Below are 19,656 nucleotides of genomic sequence, written 5' to 3' on the forward strand. Positions count from 1 at the left end.
CACCTCGCCATGACCGAGCATCCCGACACCCCCGTCACCCCGGCCACCGACGACGACCGGCACGCCGCAGCGAACGCCACCCTCGGCACCACCGGCGTCGGCCGCAGCCGCCTCGATTCCGCCCAGAGCGAGCGGGCCAGCCGCGCCTGGTGGGATGCCGACGCCGCCGACTATCACCGCACCCACGGCGAGTTCCTCGGCGTCGACTCGGCAGGCGGTGAGTTCGTATGGTGCCCGGAGGGCCTGCACGAGGGTGACGTGCACCTGCTCGGCGACGTCGCCGGTCGGGACGTCCTCGAGATCGGCTGCGGGTCCGCGCCGTGCGCGCGCTGGCTCGCCGGACAGGGCGCGCGAGCGGTGGGGCTGGATCTGTCCCGCGGAATGCTCGAGCGGGGGCGGGCGGCGATGGAGCGCGGCGGTCCCCGCGTCCCGCTCGTGCAGGCCGGCGCCGAATCCCTGCCGTTCGCCGACGCCAGTTTCGACATCGTGTGCTCCGCGTTCGGTGCGGTCCCGTTCGTCGCGGACTCGGCGCTGGTGATGCGCGAGGTCGCGCGGGTGCTGCGCCCGGGTGGACGCTGGGTGTTCGCGGTCAACCACCCGATCCGCTGGATCTTCCCCGACGACCCGGGACCGGGCGGCCTGACAGCGACCATCCCCTACTTCGACCGCACCCCGTACGTCGAGGTCGACGACGCGGGCACCCCCACCTACGTCGAGCACCACCGGACCGTCGGCGACCGCGTCCGCGAGATCGTCGCCGCGGGCCTGGAACTGCGCGACCTCGTCGAACCGGACTGGCCGGAGTGGCTGGACCGCGAGTGGGGGCAGTGGAGCCCGCTGCGCGGGCAGCTGTTTCCCGGGACCGCCATCTTCGTCTGCCGCAAGCCCGACCTGTGACCCTGACTCCTCCCGAGTGAACGGAAGCGTTCAGTCGATCAGATCGACTGAACGATCCGTTCACTCGGCGGCCGGGGCGTCCGGTCGGTCCTTCGACCGGGGCGAGCGGCCCGCCGCCTCAAGTGCGCGCCGCAGCCCGTACTCGAGTTGCGCGTTCACGCTGCGCAGGTCGTCGGCGGCCCACTTCGCCATCGCGTCGTAGACGGCAGGGTCGAGCCGCAACAGCACCTTCTTCCGCTCCGCCATGGGCTCAGGAGTACAGGGTGCCCGCGTTGACGATCGGCTGGGTGGCCTTGTCGCCGCACAGCACCACGAGCAGGTTGGACACCATGTTCGCCTTGCGCTCCTCGTCGAGTTCGACGACGCCCTGCTCCCCCAGTCGATCGAGCGCGAGACCGACCATTCCGACGGCACCCTCGACGATCTTCGTTCGCGCGGCGACCACCTGAGCGGCCTGCTGCCGGACCAGCATCGCCTGCGCGATCTCGGGCGCGTAGGCGAGGTGAGTGATCCGCGCCTCGATGATGTCGATGCCCGCCAGGTCGGTGCGGTCGCTCAGCTCGGCGGTCAACTCGGCCGCGACCTCGGTGCCGTCGCGCAGGCTGGTGCCCGCCGACTGGTCGGAGTCGTACGGGTGGGTGGTCGCCAGGTGTCGCACCGCGGTCTCCGACTGGATCGCGACGTACTCCTCGTAGTCGTCGACGGCGAAGACCGCCTTGCCGCTGTCGATCACCTTGTACACGACCACCGCGGCGATCTCGACGGGGTTGCCCGCTGCGTCATTGACCTTGAGCTTGGAGGTCTCGAAGTTCCGGACCCGCAGCGTGATCCGACGCTTGGTGGTCAGCGGGACCACCCACTGGAACCCGGCATCGGAAACCGATCCGACGTACCGTCCGAAGAACTGGACGACCCGGGCCTCGTTCGGGTTGATCACGGTGAAGCCGGTCGCGGCCAGGACGATCGCCGCCGCGAGGATCACCGCGCCCGCGACCCCGACGGGGCCGGTCAGCGCGAGTCCCGCCGCGATCACCCCGATCACCACCAGCACCAGCAACACCACGAACCCGTTCAGCCGATAGGCCCGATGCTCCATCTCCACTACCCCACATTGCTATCGAAGTGATATCACCACGATATTACCCTCCCCTGACCGAATGTGGGATTCGGTCACTCTGAGTGACCGAATCCCACATTCGGTAAGGGGGTGGGGTGGGGTGCTTACAGCAGTTTCGAGAGGAACGCCTTGGTTCGCTCGTGCTGCGGGTCCGTGATCAGTTGCCGGGGGTCGCCGGACTCGACGACGACGCCGCCGTCCATGAACACCAGCCGATCGGCGACCTCCCGCGCGAAACCCATTTCGTGGGTGACCACGACCATGGTCATGCCCTCCTTCGCGAGGTTTTTCATCACGACGAGCACCTCACCGACCAGTTCCGGGTCGAGGGCGGACGTCGGCTCGTCGAACAGCATCAGCTTGGGGTCCATCGCCAGGGCTCGGGCGATCGCGACGCGTTGCTGCTGTCCGCCGGATAGTTGCGCCGGATAGGCGTCTGCCTTCGCGGCGAGCCCGACCTGGTCGAGCAGGTCCATCCCCCTGGTCCGGGCGTCGACGCGGCGCGCCTTCTTGACCAGCATCGGCGCCTCGATCACGTTCTCCAGGGCGGTCCGGTGCGGAAACAGGTTGAAGTGCTGGAACACCATGCCGATGTCGCGGCGCTGCCGGGCCGCGGCCCGGGGGTGCAGTTCGTAGAGCTTGCCGTTCTTCTCCTGGTACCCGACCAGGTCGCCGTCGACGTAGAGGCGGCCCGCGCTGATCTGCTCGAGGTGATTGATGCAGCGCAGGAACGTGGACTTGCCGGACCCGGACGGTCCGACCAGGCACAGCACCTGTCCGCGGTCGATCTCGAGGGTGATGCCGCGCAGCACCCGCAGGGCGCCGTAACTCTTGCACACCTGTTCGGCCTTGACCATCGGTGTCGTCACGGCGGACCTCCCCCGTCGGGCGCCGCGGCGGGCGGCACCGGTGTGTTCTGGGCGTCGGCGAGGGCCTGCAACTGCCGGGCGGTGAGGACCCGGGACAGCCCCTTCGAGTAGTGCCGCTCCAGGTAGTACTGGCCGATCATCAGGATGCTGGTGATCGCCAAATACCAGGTGGCGGCGACGAGCAACAGCGGGATCAGCTGAAAGTTGGCGCCCGAGATGTCCCTGGCGCGACCCCACAGTTCGCCGGTGTACGGCACCGCCAGCACCAGCGAGGTGGTCTTGAGCATGCTGATCAGCTCGTTGCCGGTGGGCGGGATGATCACCCGCATCGCCTGTGGCAGGACGGTGCGGCGCATCGTCTGCGCCCAGGACATGCCGAGCGCGGTGGACGCCTCGATCTGCCCCTCGTGCACGGAGCCGACTCCGGCGCGAACGATCTCGGCCATGTACGCGGCCTCGTTGAGGGCGAGGCCGATCACCGCGAACAGGAACGCCGCCTGCAGATCCTGCAGGTTGAACTGCACGAATTGCGGGCCGAACGGGACGCCGAGGTGGACGGTCTTGTAGATGGACGGGATCAGACCCCAGAACACCAACTGCACGTACACCGGGGTACCGCGGAAAACCCACAGATACACCCAGGCGGCACTGCGCAGCACCGGGTTCGGCGACAGCCGCATCACCGCAAGCACGACCCCGAGCAGCACCGCGAGCAGCATCGCGAGGACGGTGAGCTGAATTGTCTTCCAGGCGCCCTCGGTGATTCTGGCATCGAACAGGTAGCGGCCGTACACATCCCAGGCGAACGCCTCGTTGGTGGCGGCGCCGTACACGAACAGGGCCACCAGCACCAGCACCACCACGGCGGCGATCCAGCGTCCGGGGCGTCGCAGCGGGATCGCCCGGATCGGTTCCGGCTCGTCCGCGTCCCCGGCGCCCGGTGCCGTGTGCTGCGTCATCGCCCTCCGCCTTCCTGCCGCTGCCGTGTCAGCTGGTCGCGCCGTTGATTCGTGCGGTGGTGACCGTGCCAGCTCCGACCCCCCAGTTGTCGGCGATCTGCTGGTAGGCGCCCGTGTCGATGAGGTGCTGCAGCGCCTGCGCGAGGACCGGGGCGAGCGGCGAGCCCGTCGGCACCGGCCAACCGTAGGGGGCCGAGTCGAACTGCGGGCCCGCCTTCTCGAGCCTGCCGTCGCTGCGTTTGATCGCGTAGGCGGTGACCGGCGAGTCCGCGGACATCGCGTCGATCCGGCCGAGGATCAGCGCGTTGGACACGTCGTCCTGGCTGTCGTACTTGATCTTCGCGATCGGTTCCCGGCCGGCGGCGACGCAGGCGTCCGACTTGGCGGGGACCTCGGTGATGTCCTCGGTGGTGGTGGTCTGCACGCCGACCCGGAGCCCGCATGCGTCGTTCGGGTCGACCGGTTCGCCGGTGCGCTGCGCCCACTGGATGCCCGCCGAGTAGTAGTCGACGAAGTCGACCGTCTTCTGCCGTTCGACGGTGTCGGTGAACGAGGACATGCCGAGGTCGAAGGTGCCTGCCTGCACCGCGGGAATGATCTTGTCGAAGTCGGCTTGATTGAACTCCGCGCGCAGGCCAAGCACGCCAGCGACGGCGTTCATCAGGTCGACGTCGAAGCCGACGATGGTGCCGTTTTCGTCCTTGAACTCGTTCGGTGCGTACGGCACGTTCACCCCGACCTTCAACCGGCCACTGTCCCGGACCCGGTCGGGCACCTGCGATGCGATCGCGTCGACCCGCTCGACGGGGACGGTCTCCGGCGGCACCAGGCCCTCGGTGTTGTGCACACACCCGGTGACGGCGAGCGTCACCGCGACCAGTATGCCTGCCGCCTTCGCACCGAAACTCCGCGCGCGCCGCGGCAACCGACGCGCCGACGTGGTTGCTCCTGCCTGCGAGGACCGCACCCTTCGCAGCGTACTGGCAGCGCGGTCACCGCCGCAGGATTCGCGCCCCGACGGTTTCGGTGAACTCGGCGGTCGACGCCAACCCACCCAGGTCGGCGGTGGCGACCCCCGCCGCGAGGGTGTCGGCGACCGCACTGCGGATCCGGCCCGCGGCGCGGGCGAGCCCGTCATCGGCGCGGCGGGACGCCAGCCAGTCCAGCAGCATCGCCGCCGACAGCATCAGCGCGGTCGGGTTGGCGCGGTTACGTCCGGCGATGTCGGGGGCCGCGCCGTGCGCGGCCTGCGCCATCGCCTGCGAATCCGAGGCGTTCAGCGACGGCGCGGTGCCGAGCGACCCGGACAGCTCCCCGGCCAGGTCGGACAGGATGTCCCCGAACATGTTCTCGGTCACCACGACGTCGAAGTCGGCGCCCCTCCGGACCAGGTGCGCGGCCATCGCGTCGACATGCTCGGTGTCGACCCGGACCCCGGGGTACTGCGCGGCGACCTCGAGACACACGTCCCGGAACAGACCGGTGGTCAGCGGCAGCACGTTGGCCTTGTGCACCACCGTGACCGCCCCCCCTGCGGTGGGCGGCCAGCGCGCACGCGGTGTGCGCGATCCGTTCGCACGCCCGCCGGGTGAACACCGCGACCGCCAGCGCGACGTCGGGTGTCGGCATGAATTCGCCGCTGCCGGTGTGCATGTTGCGGTCGGCGTAGAAACCCTCCGAGTTTTCCCGGACGATCACCAGGTCCATGCCGGGGACGGCGGCGCGGACGCCGGGGAACGCGCGGGCAGGCCGAATGTTCGCGTAGAGGCCGAACCGTTTGCGGATGCGGCCGCCGGGCGTCAGCGTGCCGCGAAACTCCTCGGGATAGGCGGCGCTGTCGTGGGGGCCGAGTATCCAGCCGTCGAGGCGGGCGAGCCCGTCGAGGGTCTCGTCCGGGATCGGGGTGCCGTGGGAGGCGATGGCGTCGGCGCCGATCGGCAGCTCGACCCACTCGACCGGTGCCCCGCCCGCGGCGGTATCGACGGTCCGCCGGGTCGCGGGAACGATCTCGCGGCCGATGCCGTCGCCGACGAGCAGACCCAGCCGGAGCGGACCGGTGGCACTCCCCGACTGTCCTGTGATTGCGCTCGAGGGGTTCACCCGACCATCATTGCTCAGCATGGTGCAGTCCGTGGAACTGCTGCTCGACGCCCAGCTCGACACCGCGATCCGCCGGGAGTGGCGGCGGCTGTCCGATGCCGCGCTCCCCAGCCAGGATGTGGTCCGCAGGTCGACGAACCGGCCGCACGTGACCCTCGCCGTCGCCCGGCACATCGACCCGGAGACCGATCTGCTGCTGCAGCAGCAGCTGACCGCCCCGGATCTGCGGGTGACGATCGGCGGCCTGGTGATCTTCGGCGGTCACCGAAAGACACTGGCGTACCTGGTGATTCCCACGGCGGGCCTGCTCGCGTTGCAGCGAAGCATCTTTCGGGTGCTGCACGCATGTCCCGGCATTCCCGCGCACTGCCATCCGGGTGACTGGACGCCGCACATCACGCTGGCGCGGCGGGTATTCCCGGATGAGATCGGACCAGCGGTGAACCTGTTGACGCCCGGCCACGGTTCCGGGAAGGGGGCCGGGATCCGGCGGTGGGACGGCGAGGAGAGGCGGGAGTGGCGGATCGCGTGAGCATCGCCCGGCCGGCGCGGCGACGGCCCGGCAGGCACCGGTCGGGAAGAATCGGGGCTGATCGCGCGTTGAACCCCGCGACGGCAGCGACCCCCGCTGCACCAGAGACCGGCCGCGGCCGGCGGCGAGAGGATGCGAGTTGGCCACCCAGACCCTGACCCAGCAAAACTTCGACGAGATCGTCACCGGCAGCGACGTGGTGCTGGTCGATTTCTGGGCGTCGTGGTGCGGCCCCTGCAAGCAGTTCGCGCCCACCTTCGAGGCGTCCTCGGAGGCGCATCCGGACGTGGTGCACGCCAAGGTGGACACCGAGGCCGAGCAGGGCCTCGCTGCGGCCGCGAACATCCGGTCAATCCCGACGATCATGGCGTTCCGGGAGGGGATCCTGGTGTTCTCCCAGCCGGGCGCGCTGCCGCAGGCAGCGCTGGAGGATCTGGTCACCCAGGTCAAGGCCCTCGACATGGACGAGGTGCGCAGGCAGATCGCCGCGCAGCAGGAGGCCTGAGCGCCGCACGACACCGGGACCGGCCCCGCGACGACCATCGCCGCGGGGCCGGTCCCGTGCGTCCGTCAGAGTGCCAGTGCCGACTCCCGGTATCCCGCGGGCATGCCGCGGCGGCGGAACCATTCGACGCCGAACGCGGCCCGCAGCTGCTCGACGGGCATGCCGAGGAAGGGGCCGAAGTCGCCGACCTGGGTGGCGTGCGCGACCATCGCGGCCCGCTTCGCCTCGATCTGCGCGGACACGTCGACGGTGGTGGTGATCTGCGCCTCGGGCAGACCGAAACTGTCGAGGTCCGGCGGCTGCGCCTCGTCCGACCAGGCCGGGTTCGCGGCGATCATCCGCTTCATGTGGTCCCGGTTGACGGCGGCCTCATACACCCGCTCCACCCCGGCGAGGTCGGTGGCGCGGATCCCGACCCGGTGCACCTGGATGTGGTCGGGATGCCCGTAGCCGCCGTTCGTGTCGTAGATGGTGACAACGTCCGCGGATTCCTCGGTGAGCACGTCCGCGAGCCGCGACGCCGCCGCCTCGACGTCGGCGTTGCAGAAGGCGTCGGGGTGGGTGTTGTCGGCGGTGCCCGCCATGCCGGAGTCCCGGTAGTGCAGCGGCACCACCCGGTGTACCCCGAGCGCGGCGGCGGACACGTCCAGTTCGGCGCGCCGCCGCTGTGCGAGGCTCTCCCCGGTGCCGAGCAGCCCGTCGGGGACCTCCCCGAGCGCGCCGTCGGTCGCGGTGACCAGCACGACGCGGTGCCCCGCATCGGATGCCTGCCGGATCACCCCGCCGGTGACGAACACCTCGTCGTCGGGGTGCGCGTGGAAGCAGACCAGGACACCCATCTCAGTGCGCCGCCGCGTCCCAGCTGCGGCCGACCCCGACCGAGACGTCGAGCGGCACGGACAGTTCGATGGCGCCGGCCATCTTCTCGCGGACCAATGCCTCCACCGCGTCCCGCTCCCCCGACGCGACCTCGAGCACCAGTTCGTCGTGCACCTGCAGCAGCATCCGGGAGCGCAGGCCCGCGTCCGCCAATCCGGCCTGCACGTCGATCATCGCGACCTTGATGATGTCGGCGGCGGTGCCCTGGATCGGCGCGTTGAGCGCGGCACGTTCGGCGACCTCGCGGCGCTGCCGGTTGTCCGAGTTCAGGTCCGGCAGATAGCGGCGGCGACCGAACAGGGTGGAGGTGTAGCCGTCCTTGCGGGCCTGCTCGACCACCTGGTGCAGGTAGTCGCGCACCCCACCGAAGCGGGCGAAGTAGGCGTCCATCTGCTCCTTCGCCTCCTCGGTGGAAATCTTCAGTTGGGCGGCGAGCCCGTATGCGCTCAGCCCGTAGGCCAACCCGTACGACATCGCCTTCACCCGACGCCGCAGCTCCGCGGTGACCTCCTCGATCGGGACCCCGAACGCCCGGGAGCCGACGAAACTGTGCAGGTCCTCCCCGGTGTTGAAGGCCTCGATCAGGCCCTCGTCCTTCGACAGGTGCGCCATGATCCGCATTTCGATCTGGCTGTAATCGGCCGTCATCAGCGACTCACATCCGGCGCCGACGACGAAACCGTCCCGGATCTGCCTGCCCGCGTCGGTGCGGACCGGGATGTTCTGCAGGTTCGGTTCGGTCGAGGACAGGCGCCCGGTCGCGGCGACGGTCTGGTTGAAGGTGGTGTGGATGCGGCCGTCGTCGGCGACGGACTTGAGCAGGCCGTCGACCGTCACCTTGAGCCGGGTGGCGTCCCGATGCGCGAGCAGATGCTCGAGGAACGGGTGCTGGGTCTTCTCGAACAGCGACTCGAGCGCGGCCGCGTCGGTGGTGTACCCGGTCTTCGTCTTCTTCGTCTTCGGCATGTCGAGCTTGTCGAACAGCACGACCTGCAACTGCTTCGGGGACCCGAGATTGATCTGTTCCCCGATCACCTCGTACGCGGCGTTCGCCGCGGCGGCGACCCGGTCCGCGAACGTGGACTGCAGGTCGTGCAGGTGGTCGGTGTCGATGGCGATGCCGGTGGCCTCGACGTCGGCGAGCACCTCGAGCAGCGGGAGTTCGAGATCCGTCAGTAGTCGGGCCGACTCGATGGCGGCGAGTTCGGTGTCGAATGCGTCGGCCAGGTCGGTGACGGCGCGGGCCCGCAGGATCTCGGTCTCCGCGGCCTTCGCGTCGGCGTCGTCCCCGTCGTCGAGCAGCGACAGCTGGGCCTCGCCGGTGTCCTCGACCCGCAGTTCCCGCTTGAGGTACCGCAGCGACAGGTCGTCGAGGTTGAAGCTGCGCTGGCCGGGCCGCACCAGGTAGGCGGCGAGCGCGGTGTCGGAGGTGAGCCCGCGCAGGGTCCAGCCGCGGCCGCGGAGCGCGTGGATGGCGGCCTTCGCCTCGTGCAACGCCTTCGGCGCGGCCGGGTCCGCCAGCCAGGTCGCGAGGGCAGTCTCGTCGTCCTCGGTGACGGTCGCCGCGACGATGTACCCGCCCTCCCCGTCGGCGGCAGCGATCGCGAGGGCGGTGGCGTCGCCGCCGTGGGGGGCACCGCTGCCGACCACGGACACCCCGGCGCGGGTCCCGGCGCCGACATGCTCGCGCAGCCACGCCGCGACCTCGCCCGGCGCGAGGGCACCGCCGCGCACCTCGAACCCCTCCTCCGCCTCGGGTTCGGCGGAGGCGAGCGTGTCGAACAGCCGGTCCCGCAGCACCCGGAACTCGAGGTCGTCGAACAGGGCGTGAATCTTGTCGCGGTCCCAGGGGGCGAGCGCCAGCTGGTCGGGCACGTACGGCAGCGGCACGTCCCGGACCATCTCGGTGAGCTGCCGGTTCATCAGCACCGACGACAGGTTGGCCCGCAGCGCGTCGCCGACCTTGCCGCGCACCTGATCGACCCGGTCCACCAGCTCGGTCAGCGACCCGTACTCGCGGATCCACTTGGCGGCGGTCTTCTCCCCGACGCCCGGGATCCCGGGCAGGTTGTCGGACGGGTCGCCGCGCAGCGCCGCGTAATCCGGGTACTGCCGGGGAGTGAGCCCGTACTTCTCCTCGACGGCCGCCGGGGTGAACCGGGTCAGGTCGGAGACACCCTTGCGCGGATACAGCACCGTCACGTCGTCGGTGACGAGCTGCAGCGCATCGCGGTCGCCGGTGCAGACCAGTACCCGGTAGCCCTGCTCGGCCGCCTGGGTGGTCAGGGTCGCGATGATGTCGTCGGCCTCGAACCCGGCCTCCGCCATCACCGGGATGCCCAGCGCGCCGAGCACCTCCTTGGTGACCTCCACCTGCCCCTTGAATTCGTCGGGGGTCTTGGCGCGGTTCGCCTTGTACTCGGGGAACGCGTCCGCGCGGAACGTCTGCCGGGACACGTCGAACGCGGCGGCGACATGGCTGGGCTGCTCGTCGCGCAGCAGGTTGATCAGCATCGACGTGAACCCGTACACCGCGTTGGTGGTCTGCCCGCTGTGGGTCTTGAAGTTCTCGGCGGGCAGCGCGAAGAACGCGCGGTAGGCCAGCGAATGCCCGTCAAGGAGCAGCAGCGTCGGCTTGTCGCCGGAGTCGGCGGCGGGGAGGGAGGATGCGGGAGACGTTGTCGGGCTCACCGCAGAGAGTCTAGGGACGGACACCGACACGGTGCCAACGGCAGGCCGTCCGCGCAATCGGGGATCGTCGGGGCCCTCCTGCCGCGGAACCGGCCGGGTAGAATTCACCTTTGACTCCGCTATACGTCACCCAGGCATGCCGCCGGGCGGCCCGGTGACCGGAAGCAGGCACGCCGGCCGGGCGAGGAGGGCGCGATGAACGACGCGATGATCGGGGACCGCGCCGTGGTGCTCGGGGGGAGCATGGCCGGGTTGCTGGCGGCCCGGGTCCTGGCGGACGCGTACGCGCAGGTGGTCGTCGTCGAACGGGACGAACTGCCCGACACGGCCGGGCAGCGCCGGGGGGTGCCGCAGGGACACCACATTCACAGCCTGATGGCGCGCGGCCAGCAGGTGTTCGAGGAACTCTTCCCCGGGTTCGCCGCGGACCTCGTCGCGGGCGGTGCGCCGATGCTCGACCAACTCGCCGAGGCACGCCTCTACTTCGGCGGCCACCGGTTCGCGCAGGCCGCCAGCGGGATCGCCGTGGTCAGCGTCAGCAGGCCGTGCATCGAGGGGTACGTCCGGGAACGGGTGCGGGCACTTCCCGGCGTCGCCTTCGACGATCACCGCGACGTCCTCGGTCTCGCCGCGAGCCGGGACGGCGGCCGCGTGACCGGTGCGCGGGTGAGCCGCCGGGTCGACGGGAGCGGCGACGTGACCCTCGACGCGGATCTCGTCGTCGACGCGACCGGGCGCGGCTCACGCCTGCCGCGGTGGCTGGAGGCACTCGGCTACCCTCGGCCCGCCGAGGATCGGGTGGCGACCGACATCACCTACGCAACGGGGGTGGTCCGGCTCCGCGCCGGTGCGCTGGGAGCGCAGCGGGCCGTGATCGTTCCGCCAGGCGGGGGCTGTACCCGCGGTGGCGCCCTTGCCGCGATCGAGGGCGGCAGGCACATCCTGACGCTGGTCGGCATGCTCGGGGAGGTTCCGCCCACCGACGCGGACGCGTTCGTCGAGTACACGCGGTCCCTTCCGATCCCCGACATCCACGATGCCGTCCGCGACGCCGAACTCCTCGACCCGCCGGTCGCGATGCGCTTCCCGGCGAGCATCCGTCACCGGTACGAGCGGCTGCCGCGGTTCCCCGCCGGTCTCCTGGCCGTCGGGGACGTGCTGTGCAGCTTCAACCCCGTCTACGGTCAGGGCATGAGCGTGGCTGCCCTCGAGGCGCGCACCCTGCGAGAGCACCTCGCATCCGAACCGGATCCTCGAAAGGTGTTGCGCGGCATGGCAAAGATCGTCGATCCCCCGTGGGACATCGCGGCGGGCGCCGACCTCGCGTTCCCCGCGGTCCCGGGCCCCCGCCCGCTGCGGGTGCGGATGGCAAACACCTATGTCCCGCTGGTTCAGGCGGCCGCGGCGCGGGACCCCGAGGTCGGGGCCGCCTTCCTGCGGGTGGCGGGCATGCTGGACGACCCGACCGCGCTGATGCGTCCCGCGCTCGTGCGGCGGGTCGCCGCGGCCGGCCTTCGCCGGATCACTTCCCGCCGAGGGTCTCCAGGATCACCTCGGCGACCACCTTCATCGAGGTCCGCCGGTCCATCGCGGCCCGCTGGATCCAGGTGAACGCCTCGGGTTCGGTGAGCGACTGGGAGGACATCAGCACGCTCTTCGCGCGTTCGATCAGCTTGCGGGTCTCGAACCGTTCAGTCAGGTTCGCGACCTCCTTCTCGAGGGCGGCGATCTCGGAGAACCGGCTCGCGGCGAGTTCCACCGCGGGCACCAGGTCGGCCTTCGAGAATGGCTTCACCAGATACGCCATCGCGCCGGCGTCCCTCGCCCGCTCGACCAGCTCCCTCTGGCTGAATGCGGTCAAGATCACCACGGGCGCAATACGTTTCGCGGCGATCTCGGATGCGGCGTCGATCCCGTCGCGGCGCGGCATCTTCACGTCCATGATCACCAGGTCGGGACGCAGTTCCTCGGCGAGTTCGACGGCACGCTGCCCGTCCCCGGCCTCACCGACGACGTCGTACCCCTCCTCGCGGAGCATCTCGACGAGGTCCATTCGGATCAGCACCTCGTCCTCGGCGACCACCACACGGCGTGACGCCGGACGGTTCTCCTGCCCGACCGGGTCGTTCATCGTCGACCTCTCCCTTCCTCGTGAGCCACAGCCGCTCGATCGTTTCAGCCGCCGTACAACCCCCTGCAGGGTACCGGTGCTTGACGTGACGAACGGATCATCTACAGTCGGTATCCGCACCAGCCCTCGTATCCCAATTGGCAGAGGAAACGGATTCAAAACCCGTGCAGTGTGAGTTCGAGTCTCACCGAGGGCACCACGCAAACCCAGGGTTGGATGCCGGCTTCACCCAGGCCCCCTCAGATCCGCCCCGGAAGCGGCAGTCCGCACCTGATCCGCACGAGCCGCAGCAACCGCCTACCCACGCACGCCCAGGACACTCTGCCCCAGCGACACCGGAGTATTCCTCAGCCCTAATCCACCGCCGATGCGACGGCTCGAGCGTACCGCGAAGCGCGAGAGCTCCTGGTGGACAGGAAAACTGGATCTGCCACCGGCCACCGGCGATTCGTCGGCAGGCGGATGACGGGCTGACCCGAGACCTCACCGCCAACGCATCCATACCACTTTGAATCCCACATCGGTATGATAGGGGTATGTCCACCCCATCCACGCAGATCACCGTCCGCATCCCCACCGACCTCGTTGCCTTCCTCGACCAGGAAGTCGCCGACCACCACACCAAGTCTCGTGCCGACCTCGTCACCCGCGCGCTCCGCCGTGAGGTGCGCCGACGCAACGCCGAACGCGACGCCGAGATCCTGGCAGCGTGGAAGGACCGCGAGGACCCAGACAACCTCGACGACGTCGCCGCCCACGCCTCCCGTACCCCACTGGACATCGACTGATGCGCGAGATCCGCCTCGCCCGCCTCGACAAGACCCACCCGGTCCTGGTCCTCACCCGTGAGGCGGTGATCCCGCACCTGACGAACGTCACGGTCGCCCCGATCACCAGCACCATCAAGGGCCTGTCCACCGAGGTCCCCGTCGACGCCCGAAACGGTCTCGATCACGACTCCGTGGTGTCCTGCGACAACATCGGAACCATCCCGATGGCCGACCTTGGGCGCCTGATCGGGTACCTGCACGACGACCAGGAGGCCTCCCTCGCCTCCGCCATCGCCGTAGCGTTCGACCTCGACACGGACCTCTGATGCCCGGCGGCGACGTTCCGCATCCGCGCCAGCGATGAGCAGCACGGACCACGTTGCTCCCGAAGGTCGTCAGGATGTGACTATCTCGCCTCACCGAGGGCACCAGACCAGGGCCGAACTTCGTTCCCGCGCATCGCCACCACCCGCTCACCACCATGTCGCCCCGCGGCGCGCCGCACCGAGGGTTGTGCGACCCGGGGCGAGGGCGCAGTGTTGACGTACACCGCACCGCATCGCACGAAGAAGCTCGCCATGACATCGACACCCCTCCGCTCGGCGCTGGTCGCCGCGGCGGCGACTCCCCTACTCCTCGCCGCGCCGGCCCCGGCGACCGCCGCACCGCTGGCGCCGCCACCCGGCCCGGTCCACCCGGTCGTCCTGATCGGACAGCAGCACGCGGACCCGCTCGCCGCCTTCCTGGCCTGCGCCCCCGCCGGAATCGTCCCGCTGTTCGGGCCGAACGTCATCTTCCCGATCTGCCTCGCCTGATCGCCTGTCACCCTTGCCCTCACCTGGACAGTCGTCTAGATTCCTGTCCAATCGCGGGGTCGATCCGGTGTCGACGCCGAGCGATCCGACACGGCGACAGGGGTGCGGCAGTGGTGGACAGGACCTCCCGACGGACACTGGCCGCCGGAGCGGTGATCGCCGCGACGGTGTCACTCGGCGCATCCGTCGCCGCATCCGCCGCCCCAGCGGTCGAGTACGTCAATCTCGGCGACAGCTTCAGCGCCGGATCCGGCGTGGCACCGATGGTCCCGGGCACGCTGCCGACGTGCTGGCAGTCCGAGCGGAACTTCGCGCACCTGGTTGCCGAGGACCGCGGCTACCGGCTGACCGACGTCAGTTGCGGCGGCGCCAAGACCGACGACTTCTACCGGCCCCAGTTTCCCGGCCTGGCCCCACAACTCGATGCGCTCACCCCGACGACGGACGTGGTGACGATGATGATCGGCGGCAACAACAACGACACCTTCGGCCTCGCGATGGCCAAGTGCATCGGCGCCGCCGCCCTCCGGCCCGCGGCATCGAACCCGTGCCAGCAGCAGTACGGCGACAGTCTCGCCGCCCCGGTCCGGGAGAACACCCAGCCTGCACTGGTCCAGGCCCTGCGTGACGTCCGCGCCCGCGCCCCGCACGCACAGGTCGTGATCGTCGGCTATCCGCGCCTGCTCCCCACCGACGGTGGGTGCGCGCCCGCGATGCCCCTTGCGGCAGGTGACATCCCGTACCTGAACGACCTGCAGGACACCCTCAATGCCGCGGTCGCGGCGGCGGCGGCCGAGACCGGAAGCGTGTACGTCGATATGGCGCAGGCCTCGCTCGGCCGGGACGGCTGCCAACCGGCCGGGCAGCGCTGGGTGGAGCCGATGATCGGGGCGACGCAACCGGTTCCGGTGCACCCGAACGCGACCGGTGAACGCGCCCTCGCCGACGCGGCGCTCGCCGCGATCGGCACCGCGTGAACCAGCGGGACACCCGAACGCGACGGGACCCCGCCGCTCGGTGAGCGACGGGGTCCCGTGGACTTCCGGGGCGACTACGCCTCGGTGTCACCCTCGCTCGACCCGAGGCCAAGACCGCCGAGAATGTCGGCGACGGAAGCGAAGATCTCCTCGATGCTGCCCATGAACTACTCCTACGTATCGTGAGGGACATGTCACCTGATGGCGGTGACGCGCAACACTATCGCACACCGCGGGCCGGTGGGGACGCCAGGAAATCGGCAGGCCAGACCCACCCCGGCGGTGCGCGATGCTCGGGCTTGCCGCACAAGTGCACGCACCTCCCAAGAACTCCAAGTGCACGGCCGCGCCGGTCGACTACCGGGTGTACCCGGGCCAGGACCACCGCGGCGCGATCACCGCGTCGGAGGCCGACACCGCCTCGTTCGTCGCCGCCGTCATGGCGGGTGACGAGGTCGCGAACACCTGCTCCTGACACACCCTCCGGTCGCGGACCCCGCGGAGCGGCGGCACCACCCGTACCCTCGGATGAGGTCGTCCATGCAACCCGCAAGGAGAAGCCTGCATGCCCAGCAACGAGATTCGACTCACCACCCACGTCGCGGCGACACCGGAGCGGGTGTGGGAGGTGCTGACCGATCTGGATGGCGCCGAGCACACCCTCTCCGGCGTCACCCGCATCGAGCGGGTCGGGGGCGACGGCTACCGGGTCGGCACCCGGTGGCGGGAGACCCGCACGATGTTCGGCAGGGAGGCCACCGAGGAGATGTGGGTCGCCGAGGTCGATGCCCCGCACCGCACCGTCGTCCGGGCCCGGTCCGGCGGCACCGAGTACGCGACGGTCTTCACGCTCACCCCGACCGGCTCCGGCACCGACCTGGCCATGACGTTCGCCGCGGACCCGGGCACCTCCGTGCTGCACCGTCTGCTCGCCGCCACCGTCGGCCGGCTCGGGGCCGCGGTCACCAGGAAGGTGATGACGACGGATCTGCGGGACATCGCCGCCCGAGCGGAACGGATCTGACCGCGGGTCACGCGCCGATCGCACCCTTGAGCATCGGGAGCATCGCCCACAGCTGGTCCTGCCAGTACGGCCAGGCGTGAATCCCGGTGGCGGGGAACTCGAAGTGGGCGGTGTCGATGCCCATCGTCAGCAGCCGGATCTCGAACGCCCGGGTCTGCGCGAGCGACAGCGCCTCGAGACCCATCCCCATCGTGGTGTTCCAGAAGTCGATCGGCGCGACGGGCCGGGTGTGCTCGCCGGGCAGGCCGCTGCCCGCGGACACCCACATCGGCAACCCGCGCAGGCCCTCCGCCTGCACGAACGGATCGTGCAGCAGCCAGGCCGGATCCCACGGCGGACCCCACATGCAGTCCGAGTTGTAGCCGCCCGCGTCGAGCATCGCGATCCGGATCGCCTCCCGCATCCCCGGCGCCGACAGGTTCAGGTAGCCGGACAGGGCGCCGGCGAACGCGAACTGGTCCCGGTGCCGCGACGCCAGGATCAGTGCGGCATTGCCGCCCATCGACAGCCCGACGACCGCGTTCTTCGACCGGCTCAAACCGTAGGTGGCGGCGAGGAAGTCGGGCAGGTTCCGGGTGAGGAACGACTCCCACTTGTAGGTGTACGGCTGGTTGGTGAAGTTGTTCGGGGCGTACCAGTCGGCGTAGAAGCTGGACTGGCCGCCGACCGGTTCGACGACGTTGACGCCGTGGTCGGAGAGCCAGGCAGCGTTCGTCTCGTGCTCCCAGCCGCTGACGTCGTCGGTGGCGCGCAGTCCGTCGAGGAGATAGACGGTGCGATCGCTTCCGTTGGCCGCCAGCCAGGTACGAACCTTGATGTGCCCGACTCCGCCCGGCGCCGGCACCCAGTCCTCGTGCAGTCGTCGGTACGGGTCCGCCGATGCGGTGGCCGGGAGCGCGACGGCGATGCTCAGCGGGACCGCGACCGCCGTGACCAGCAGTAGCACCAGACAACGCCAGGCTCGGCTCAGCACGGTCGTCATTCGGACCTCCGTCACGTTCGCACCATGCGCCACACCGCGATGGTTCCTCCCGCCCGACCACGGTATTCCGGGTCCGAACCTCGGACCGCCGATGTCCGCCAATCGTTATGGGGCGGCAACGATCGTGACCGGGTCCGGGTCGCCGATCGGACACTCGTCCAGGAAAAACGGGCAAACGTACTATTCGGTCTGGGCGGTTCGCTACATTGCATGCGAGAACGGCTAATCCGGAGCAGTCGGGGAGGGGTCAGATGGGCGCGACCGCACACACACATCGGCGCTATGCCTAGGCCGGGGCCGGTCCGCCCCCTGGTCGGGGTGAAGATGGACGCTAACCAGATTCAGCAGTACGACCAACAGGCCGCGATCGAGGGGCTGTTGATGAAGTCGGGCAAGCCCAATCGGTCCGAGTTGATCCGGATCAAGTTGGCGTTCGCCGACGAGCACATGCCGGAGGGCTGGCGCCCCTGATGCCGCGGACCCGCTCCGCGCCCGCCTACACCGACACCGTCGACAGTTCCCACGCCCCAGCACCGCTCAACTCGAGCTGCCGGGTGTGGTGCCGGTCGACGGTGCTTCGGTGACTGACGCTGAACAGCATGCAGTCGGGCACCTCGGTGCGGATCAGGTCGTAGAGCATGAACTCGAGGCCCTCATCCACCGCCGAGGTCGCCTCGTCGAGGAAGACAAGGGCCGGACGCAGCAGCAGGATCCGTGCGAACGCGATCCGCTGCTGCTCACCGGGCGAGAGGACCTTCACCCAGTCCTGTTCCTCGTCGAGCCGGTCCCCGAGGTTGCCGAGCTGCACCTTCCGCAGCACCGCCCGGATCGCGTCGTCCCCGGCGTCGGCCGCCCCGCCCGGGTAGGCGACGACGGTCCGCAGATCCCCGAGCGGCAGATACGGCATCTGAGACAGGAACAGCGTCGAACGCCCGGCGGGACACCGGATCCGGCCCTCGGCGTAGGGCCACATCTGCGCGAGGCTGCGCAGCAGGGTCGTCTTCCCGCTGCCGGACCTGCCCTTGACGACGAGCGCGTCCCCCGGCCGCAACGTCAGGTCGAGGCCGGTCACGAGCGGTGTGCCGTCCGGTGTGCGGACATGCACGTCCTCCAGTTCCAGGGCGCCATCGAGGTCGGCCGCGGCGAGGGTGGGGAGCTCCCGGGAGACGTGGTTGGCGCGGCGCAGCCCGTCGAGGCGGATCAGTGCGGCACGGTAGCCGGCAAAGGTGTCGTACGACTCGCGGAAGAAGGACAGCGAGTCGTGCACCTGCCCGAAGGCGGTCGCCGACTGCGTCATGTCGCCGAGGGTGATGGTGCCGGTGAAGAAGCGCGGGGCCTGGATCAGGAATGGGAACACGACCGCGATCTGGTTCACGCCGAGGTTCCAGCCGTTGAACTTCAGCGTCCGGTACACGATCCGCCAGTAGTTGCGCAGCACGGCAGCGAAACGGGCAAGGAGGCCGCGGCGTTCGACGTGCTCGCCGCGGTAGAAGGCCACGTTCTCGGCGCCGTCGCGCACCCGGACGAGGGCGTAACGGAAGTTCGCTGTCAGGCGCTCGTTCCAGAAGTTCAGCCGGATCAGCGGCCTGCCGAGCCAGAACGCGACGATCGTCGACACCAGGACGTACCCGAAGACCAGGAACACCATCGCCCTCGGGATCTCGGTCCCGAACACGGTCATCGGGCCGGACAGGTCCCACAGGATCTTCGTGAACGAGACCAGCGAGACCACGGCGCCGACCGCGCCCATCGACAGGGTCCGGGATATCTGCACGAAGTCGGTGATGTCGGCCTGGATCCGCTGATCCGGGTTGTCGATCGACGCGTCGACGAACCGGTCCCGGTAGAAGGCGCGCCCGTCGAGCCAGTCGGTGGTCACGTGCTCGGTGAGCCAACGCCGCCAACGGATGTCGAATCCCTGCCCGATGTAGAAGTCGAGCAGGGACCGCGCCACGTGGATGGTGGCGAGTATTCCGAAGACCAGCAAGCTCTTCCAGAAGGCCGACTTGGCTGCGTCGAGCGCGGCGGCGTCACCCTGCGCGAAACCCTGCGCCGCGAACTGCAGCGAGGTGTACATCTCGTTGCCCTGGTAGGACAACAGCACCGTCATCCGGACCGCGAACACGGTCATGAACAGCACAGCCGCGAGCAACGCCCACACCGGCACGCTGGCGCGACCGGTGAAGTAGGCGCCGCTGATCCGCCAGAACTGTCGACCCCAGCGGGTGAAGCGGAGCAGCAGCACCCCGATCAGGAGGAAGCAGACCGCGGAAATACCGAAGGCCTCGAGGGTCCACCGCAGGCTGTTCCCAAACTCGTGATTCCAGTCCAGCGACGACGATTCGGGCATGCTCGCGACCCCTCCCGTAGCGGTGGGAACAGCGCGTGAAGTCTACCGCCGCTGGGGT

21 protein-coding genes, 1 tRNA gene and 1 pseudogene are annotated in these 19,656 nt (G+C 69.7%); 12 read left to right on the forward strand and 11 right to left on the reverse strand.

Translation table 11 applies throughout. The features are described from left to right. Positions 1-9: 9 nt before the first annotated feature. Entirely contained in the window at positions 10-897 is an 888-nt protein-coding gene (locus tag ACFWPA_RS11395; RefSeq protein ID WP_378507794.1) for a class I SAM-dependent methyltransferase, read from the forward strand. A 60-nt stretch (positions 898-957) separates the two neighbouring features. Here ACFWPA_RS11395 and ACFWPA_RS11400 read toward each other — a convergent pair whose 3' ends face one another. From ACFWPA_RS11400 to ACFWPA_RS11425, 6 genes and pseudogenes are all read right to left on the reverse strand, one after another. Continuing rightward, entirely contained in the window at positions 958-1,143 is a 186-nt protein-coding gene (locus ACFWPA_RS11400) for a hypothetical protein (protein ID WP_378507795.1), read from the reverse strand. Positions 1,144-1,147: 4 nt separating this feature from the next. Further along, the gene (locus ACFWPA_RS11405) at positions 1,148-1,993 is read right to left on the reverse strand and encodes an SPFH domain-containing protein (RefSeq protein ID WP_378507945.1); all 846 of its coding nucleotides are present in this window, start codon (positions 1,991-1,993) and stop codon (positions 1,148-1,150) included. Between the two features lie 125 nt (positions 1,994-2,118). Continuing rightward, positions 2,119-2,871, reverse strand: coding sequence for an amino acid ABC transporter ATP-binding protein (locus ACFWPA_RS11410; RefSeq protein WP_378507946.1), 753 nt, complete (start codon positions 2,869-2,871; stop codon positions 2,119-2,121). 8 nt (positions 2,872-2,879) lie between these two features. Then, positions 2,880-3,842 (reverse strand): amino acid ABC transporter permease, encoded by a 963-nt coding sequence (locus ACFWPA_RS11415; protein ID WP_378507796.1) that lies wholly within the window; start codon positions 3,840-3,842, stop codon positions 2,880-2,882. Positions 3,843-3,870: 28 nt separating this feature from the next. Next, entirely contained in the window at positions 3,871-4,767 is an 897-nt protein-coding gene (locus ACFWPA_RS11420; RefSeq protein ID WP_378507947.1) for an ABC transporter substrate-binding protein, read from the reverse strand. 67 nt (positions 4,768-4,834) lie between these two features. Continuing rightward, positions 4,835-5,963, reverse strand: a pseudogene (locus tag ACFWPA_RS11425) (isocitrate/isopropylmalate dehydrogenase family protein). On the opposite strand from ACFWPA_RS11425, the gene ACFWPA_RS11430 reads away from it, so the two are divergent. Both ACFWPA_RS11430 and trxA read left to right on the forward strand, forming a co-directional pair. Continuing rightward, on the forward strand, positions 5,962-6,474 hold the full coding sequence (locus ACFWPA_RS11430; protein WP_378507798.1) for a 2'-5' RNA ligase family protein: 513 nt from the start codon (positions 5,962-5,964) through the stop codon (positions 6,472-6,474). The pseudogene ACFWPA_RS11425 and the gene ACFWPA_RS11430 sit on opposite strands and share 2 nt — an antisense overlap. 139 nt (positions 6,475-6,613) lie before the next feature. Next, the gene (trxA, locus tag ACFWPA_RS11435; protein WP_378507799.1) at positions 6,614-6,979 is read left to right on the forward strand and encodes a thioredoxin; all 366 of its coding nucleotides are present in this window, start codon (positions 6,614-6,616) and stop codon (positions 6,977-6,979) included. Between the two features lie 65 nt (positions 6,980-7,044). On the opposite strand, the gene ACFWPA_RS11440 is transcribed toward trxA, so the two are convergent. Together ACFWPA_RS11440 and polA are read right to left on the reverse strand one after the other, a co-directional pair. Beyond that, on the reverse strand, positions 7,045-7,818 hold the full coding sequence (locus tag ACFWPA_RS11440; protein ID WP_378507800.1) for a PIG-L family deacetylase: 774 nt from the start codon (positions 7,816-7,818) through the stop codon (positions 7,045-7,047). A 1-nt stretch (position 7,819) separates the two neighbouring features. After that, positions 7,820-10,549, reverse strand: coding sequence for a DNA polymerase I (gene polA, locus ACFWPA_RS11445; protein WP_378507801.1), 2,730 nt, complete (start codon positions 10,547-10,549; stop codon positions 7,820-7,822). A 195-nt stretch (positions 10,550-10,744) separates the two neighbouring features. Between polA and ACFWPA_RS11450 the strand changes: the two genes are divergently transcribed. After that, positions 10,745-12,160 carry an FAD-dependent oxidoreductase gene (locus ACFWPA_RS11450; RefSeq protein ID WP_378570204.1) on the forward strand — a complete coding sequence of 472 codons (1,416 nt, stop codon included), beginning with the start codon at positions 10,745-10,747 and terminating at the stop codon, positions 12,158-12,160. On the opposite strand, the gene ACFWPA_RS11455 is transcribed toward ACFWPA_RS11450, so the two are convergent. Continuing rightward, complete coding sequence (locus ACFWPA_RS11455; RefSeq protein WP_378507803.1) at positions 12,072-12,680, reverse strand: ANTAR domain-containing response regulator; 609 nt, start codon at positions 12,678-12,680, stop codon at positions 12,072-12,074. The genes ACFWPA_RS11450 and ACFWPA_RS11455 overlap by 89 nt on opposite strands. A 122-nt stretch (positions 12,681-12,802) precedes the next feature. On the opposite strand from ACFWPA_RS11455, the gene ACFWPA_RS11460 reads away from it, so the two are divergent. The 7 genes from ACFWPA_RS11460 to ACFWPA_RS11490 all read left to right on the forward strand — a co-directional run bounded on the left by ACFWPA_RS11460 (position 12,803) and on the right by ACFWPA_RS11490 (position 16,266). Then, a tRNA-Leu gene (locus ACFWPA_RS11460) sits at positions 12,803-12,879 on the forward strand. A 337-nt stretch (positions 12,880-13,216) separates the two neighbouring features. Then, positions 13,217-13,468: a YlcI/YnfO family protein gene (locus ACFWPA_RS11465; RefSeq protein ID WP_378507804.1), complete on the forward strand. Its 252-nt coding sequence runs from the start codon at positions 13,217-13,219 to the stop codon at positions 13,466-13,468. After that, positions 13,468-13,776: a type II toxin-antitoxin system PemK/MazF family toxin gene (locus tag ACFWPA_RS11470; protein ID WP_378570205.1), complete on the forward strand. Its 309-nt coding sequence runs from the start codon at positions 13,468-13,470 to the stop codon at positions 13,774-13,776. Before ACFWPA_RS11465 ends, ACFWPA_RS11470 begins: the two co-directional genes overlap by 1 nt. A gap of 252 nt (positions 13,777-14,028) precedes the next feature. Beyond that, complete coding sequence (locus ACFWPA_RS11475) at positions 14,029-14,265, forward strand: hypothetical protein (protein WP_378507806.1); 237 nt, start codon at positions 14,029-14,031, stop codon at positions 14,263-14,265. A 110-nt stretch (positions 14,266-14,375) separates the two neighbouring features. Then, complete coding sequence (locus ACFWPA_RS11480) at positions 14,376-15,242, forward strand: SGNH/GDSL hydrolase family protein (protein WP_378507807.1); 867 nt, start codon at positions 14,376-14,378, stop codon at positions 15,240-15,242. Between the two features lie 310 nt (positions 15,243-15,552). After that, the gene (locus ACFWPA_RS11485) at positions 15,553-15,717 is read left to right on the forward strand and encodes a hypothetical protein (protein ID WP_378507808.1); all 165 of its coding nucleotides are present in this window, start codon (positions 15,553-15,555) and stop codon (positions 15,715-15,717) included. Positions 15,718-15,807: 90 nt separating this feature from the next. After that, on the forward strand, positions 15,808-16,266 hold the full coding sequence (locus ACFWPA_RS11490) for an SRPBCC family protein (protein WP_378507809.1): 459 nt from the start codon (positions 15,808-15,810) through the stop codon (positions 16,264-16,266). A gap of 7 nt (positions 16,267-16,273) precedes the next feature. On the opposite strand, the gene ACFWPA_RS11495 is transcribed toward ACFWPA_RS11490, so the two are convergent. After that, positions 16,274-17,248 (reverse strand): alpha/beta hydrolase, encoded by a 975-nt coding sequence (locus tag ACFWPA_RS11495; RefSeq protein WP_378507810.1) that lies wholly within the window; start codon positions 17,246-17,248, stop codon positions 16,274-16,276. Between the two features lie 318 nt (positions 17,249-17,566). Between ACFWPA_RS11495 and ACFWPA_RS11500 the strand changes: the two genes are divergently transcribed. Continuing rightward, a complete protein-coding gene (locus tag ACFWPA_RS11500; protein ID WP_378507811.1) occupies positions 17,567-17,719 on the forward strand; it encodes a hypothetical protein in 153 nt (50 codons plus the stop codon). A gap of 25 nt (positions 17,720-17,744) precedes the next feature. Here the strand turns inward: ACFWPA_RS11500 and ACFWPA_RS11505 are convergent, their stop codons facing one another. Then, the gene (locus ACFWPA_RS11505) at positions 17,745-19,598 is read right to left on the reverse strand and encodes an ABC transporter ATP-binding protein/permease (RefSeq protein ID WP_378507812.1); all 1,854 of its coding nucleotides are present in this window, start codon (positions 19,596-19,598) and stop codon (positions 17,745-17,747) included. Between the last annotated feature and the right edge of the window lie 58 nt (positions 19,599-19,656).

Origin of the sequence: Rhodococcus sp. NPDC058505 (genome assembly GCF_042720095.1) — a bacterium.
Lineage (GTDB): Bacteria > Actinomycetota > Actinomycetes > Mycobacteriales > Mycobacteriaceae > Rhodococcus_G.

Bases quoted from the DNA above. Each gene is read 5' to 3' on its own strand.
- ACFWPA_RS11395 (WP_378507794.1), top strand. From the start codon at position 10: ATGACCGAGCATCCCGACACCCCCGTCACCCCGGCCACCGACGACGAC.
- ACFWPA_RS11400 (WP_378507795.1), bottom strand. From the start codon at position 1,143: ATGGCGGAGCGGAAGAAGGTGCTGTTGCGGCTCGACCCTGCCGTCTAC.
- ACFWPA_RS11405 (WP_378507945.1), bottom strand. From the start codon at position 1,993: ATGGAGCATCGGGCCTATCGGCTGAACGGGTTCGTGGTGTTGCTGGTG.
- ACFWPA_RS11410 (WP_378507946.1), bottom strand. From the start codon at position 2,871: ATGGTCAAGGCCGAACAGGTGTGCAAGAGTTACGGCGCCCTGCGGGTG.
- ACFWPA_RS11415 (WP_378507796.1), bottom strand. From the start codon at position 3,842: ATGACGCAGCACACGGCACCGGGCGCCGGGGACGCGGACGAGCCGGAA.
- ACFWPA_RS11430 (WP_378507798.1), top strand. From the start codon at position 5,962: ATGGTGCAGTCCGTGGAACTGCTGCTCGACGCCCAGCTCGACACCGCG.
- ACFWPA_RS11440 (WP_378507800.1), bottom strand. From the start codon at position 7,818: ATGGGTGTCCTGGTCTGCTTCCACGCGCACCCCGACGACGAGGTGTTC.
- ACFWPA_RS11450 (WP_378570204.1), top strand. From the start codon at position 10,745: ATGAACGACGCGATGATCGGGGACCGCGCCGTGGTGCTCGGGGGGAGC.
- ACFWPA_RS11455 (WP_378507803.1), bottom strand. From the start codon at position 12,680: ATGAACGACCCGGTCGGGCAGGAGAACCGTCCGGCGTCACGCCGTGTG.
- ACFWPA_RS11465 (WP_378507804.1), top strand. From the start codon at position 13,217: ATGTCCACCCCATCCACGCAGATCACCGTCCGCATCCCCACCGACCTC.
- ACFWPA_RS11470 (WP_378570205.1), top strand. From the start codon at position 13,468: ATGCGCGAGATCCGCCTCGCCCGCCTCGACAAGACCCACCCGGTCCTG.
- ACFWPA_RS11475 (WP_378507806.1), top strand. From the start codon at position 14,029: ATGACATCGACACCCCTCCGCTCGGCGCTGGTCGCCGCGGCGGCGACT.
- ACFWPA_RS11490 (WP_378507809.1), top strand. From the start codon at position 15,808: ATGCCCAGCAACGAGATTCGACTCACCACCCACGTCGCGGCGACACCG.
- ACFWPA_RS11495 (WP_378507810.1), bottom strand. From the start codon at position 17,248: ATGACGACCGTGCTGAGCCGAGCCTGGCGTTGTCTGGTGCTACTGCTG.
- ACFWPA_RS11505 (WP_378507812.1), bottom strand. From the start codon at position 19,598: ATGCCCGAATCGTCGTCGCTGGACTGGAATCACGAGTTTGGGAACAGC.